Raw genomic sequence first — 2,555 nt, 5'->3', positions numbered from 1 at the left:
GGGGCGGGGGACACGGCGGGGTTCACCTCCGGAGGCCGGTGGGTGATATCCACGTCCTGACGATGAAATCCATTCGCATCTCCCAGCTCCTCGAGGACGAGGGCCACGACCTGCGCCTCACCCTGATGGCGGGCTCCCAGGGCCTGAAGCGCACGGTGGACTCCTCGCGCATCCAGAAGCCGGGCCTGGCGCTGGCGGGCTTCACCGAACACCTGCACCCCCACCGCGTCCAGGTCTTCGGCAACACGGAGATCTCCTACCTGGCCACCCTGCCGGAAGAGGGACAGCGCGCCTCGCTGGCCAAGCTCTTCGGCGAGGAGGACCTGGCGTGCGTCGTGGTGACGAAGGCGCTGGACGCCCCCAAGGCGCTGGTGGACGCGTGCGAGGCGGCGGGCCTGTCGCTGATGAAGACGCCGCTGCTCTCCAGCGAGTTCATCCAGCGCGTGCAGATGTTCCTGGAGGACGCGCTCACGGAGTCCAGCAGCCTGCACGGCGTGTTGATGGACGTCTTCGGCGTGGGCATCTTGCTGTTGGGCAAGAGCGGCATCGGCAAGAGCGAAATCGCGCTGGACCTGGTGATGCGGGGCCACCGGCTGGTGGCGGACGACATCGTGGACGTCACCCGGAGGAAGGGGGCCGTCTACGGCGCGGGCAACCCGGTCATCAAGCACCACATGGAGATTCGCGGCCTGGGCATCATCAACATCAAGGACCTCTTCGGAGTGTCCGCCGTCCGGGAACAGAAGAAGATTGAGCTTGTCATCGAGTTGCAGGAGTGGGATCCGCACCAGGAGTACGACCGCCTGGGCGTGGAGGACAAGCATCTGCAGATTGTCGGCGTGGACATCCCCTTGTCCGTTGTCCCCGTGCGTCCCGGACGCAACATGGCCACCATTGTCGAGGTGGCCGCGCGCAACCAGTTGTTGAAGCTTCAGGGCCACCACTCGGCGCGGGAGTTCGCCGAGCGACTCAATCGAGCCATCGCCCAGGGGGCGATGCGCCGCAATCTGGGAGAAGAGGTCGAGTGACCGCCGCCCCTGCGAAGCAGATCATCGTCATCACCGGCATGTCCGGATCCGGAAAGTCCACCGCCATCCGCGCGCTGGAGGACGCCGGGTTCTTCTGCATCGACAACCTGCCGGTGCTCCTGTTGCCCAAGCTCACGGAGCTCGCGGGCGGCGGCAACATCGAGCGCATGGCGTTGGTGATGGACGTGCGCGAGGGCATCTTCCTCAAGGACGCCCCCCGCGTGCTGGCCGACGTGCGCCGAGCGGGCCACCAGGTGGACGTGCTCTTCCTGGACTCCAGCGACGACAGCCTCCTGCGCCGCTTCAGCGAGACGCGCCGCCGCCATCCGCTGGCCCCCGAGGGCACGGTGGCGGAGGGCATCCGCGCGGAGCGTGAGGCGCTCAAGGACCTGCGCGAATTGGCGGATCAGGTCATCGACTCGTCGGCGCTGAACGTCCACGACCTGAAGCGCATGGTGCAGGGGCGCTTCAGTCCGGAGCCGACGACGGGCCCCAGCCTGTCCATCATGTCCTTCGGCTACCGGTACGGGGTGCCGCCGCAGGCGGACCTGGTGTTCGACGTGCGCTTCCTGCCGAACCCGTACTTCGTGCCGGAGTTGAAGGGGCTCACGGGCAAGGTGCCGAAGGTGTCCGCGTACGTGCTGGACCGGGACGAGACGCAGCAGTTCCTGGACAAGGTCGTGGACCTCTGCCGGTTCCTGTTCCCGCGCTACCAGAAGGAGGGGAAGGCGTACCTCACGGTGGCGCTGGGGTGCACGGGCGGCAAGCACCGCTCGGTGGCGCTGGCGGCGGAGATGGTGCGCAGGCTGTCGGAGGACTACGGCCGCGTGCAGCTCTGGGACCGGGACATCGAGAAGGAGTAGGGCTTTGAGCCCGGCGCGCTTCAGTGCCGGGTGTCCGTCACCGGGGTGAAGCGCGCGCCGGTGACGCGTTCCTTTTCGAGCGCGTCCTTCACGACCTCGGAGACGACGAGGGTGACGGGCCAGCCCCAGGGGCGGAACACGCGGGCGCGGCCCACCTTCGTCGGGTCGATGCGAAGGCCCTGGACGGAGCGGTACTGGCCCACGCGAGCGGGCAGGCCGTCCGCGGGGCTGTAGCGGCGCACCTCCAGGCACGCGGCTTCGTCCACGCAGCGGATGAGGCGCGTGGCGACGAGGAGGAAGTACGGCTCCCGCTGGCCCTCGATGGTGACGGGGAGCAGCTGCACGTCATTGGGGGCGAGGCGCTCGAAGACGGCGGCCACGCGCGGGTGCACCACGGGCGTGAGGCCCGCGCCGGCGAGGGAGAAGTCCAGCGGGGGCCAGCGGGCCTCGTTGGGGATGTGCATGGGCCCGTCGACGGAGACCGGGTGCCCGGCGGTGAACATCCACACGCCGCCGACAACCTCGTCGTCCAGGCCGCGCGGGTCGCCGGGTTCCCAGTGGCCGGGGGCGCGGAAGTCATCGTGCAGGTCGTAGAAGGTCGCGGTGAGGGCGCGGCGCGTCGTCTTGCGGAGGGGGGCGTGGGCCGTGCCGCCATGTGCGACGA

3 protein-coding genes are annotated in these 2,555 nt (G+C 69.0%); 2 read left to right on the top strand and 1 reads right to left on the bottom strand.

Annotated features, from left to right (window positions below):
* The first annotated feature begins 62 nt into the window (after window positions 1-62).
* A complete protein-coding gene (gene hprK / locus D7V97_RS42125) occupies window positions 63-1,028 on the top strand; it encodes an HPr(Ser) kinase/phosphatase (protein WP_120616150.1) in 966 nt (321 codons plus the stop codon).
* Window positions 1,025-1,891: an RNase adapter RapZ gene (gene rapZ / locus D7V97_RS42120; RefSeq protein ID WP_120616149.1), complete on the top strand. Its 867-nt coding sequence runs from the start codon at window positions 1,025-1,027 to the stop codon at window positions 1,889-1,891. The genes hprK and rapZ overlap by 4 nt, the downstream gene beginning before the upstream one ends.
* Before the next feature lie 20 nt (window positions 1,892-1,911).
* On the opposite strand, the gene D7V97_RS42115 is transcribed toward rapZ, so the two are convergent.
* Window positions 1,912-2,555, bottom strand: a 644-nt coding sequence (locus D7V97_RS42115; RefSeq protein ID WP_233583591.1) for a DUF1629 domain-containing protein, incomplete at its 5' end; no start/stop codon positions are given.

This window comes from Corallococcus sp. CA053C (genome assembly GCF_003611675.1).
Classification (GTDB): domain Bacteria; phylum Myxococcota; class Myxococcia; order Myxococcales; family Myxococcaceae; genus Corallococcus.
The sequence above is the reverse complement of the archived record's forward strand: the minus strand, read 5'-3'. Positions and strand labels throughout refer to the sequence as shown.

Coding starts and splice junctions, on each gene's coding strand:
- hprK (WP_120616150.1), top strand. CDS start 63: ATGAAATCCATTCGCATCTCCCAGCTCCTCGAGGACGAGGGCCACGAC.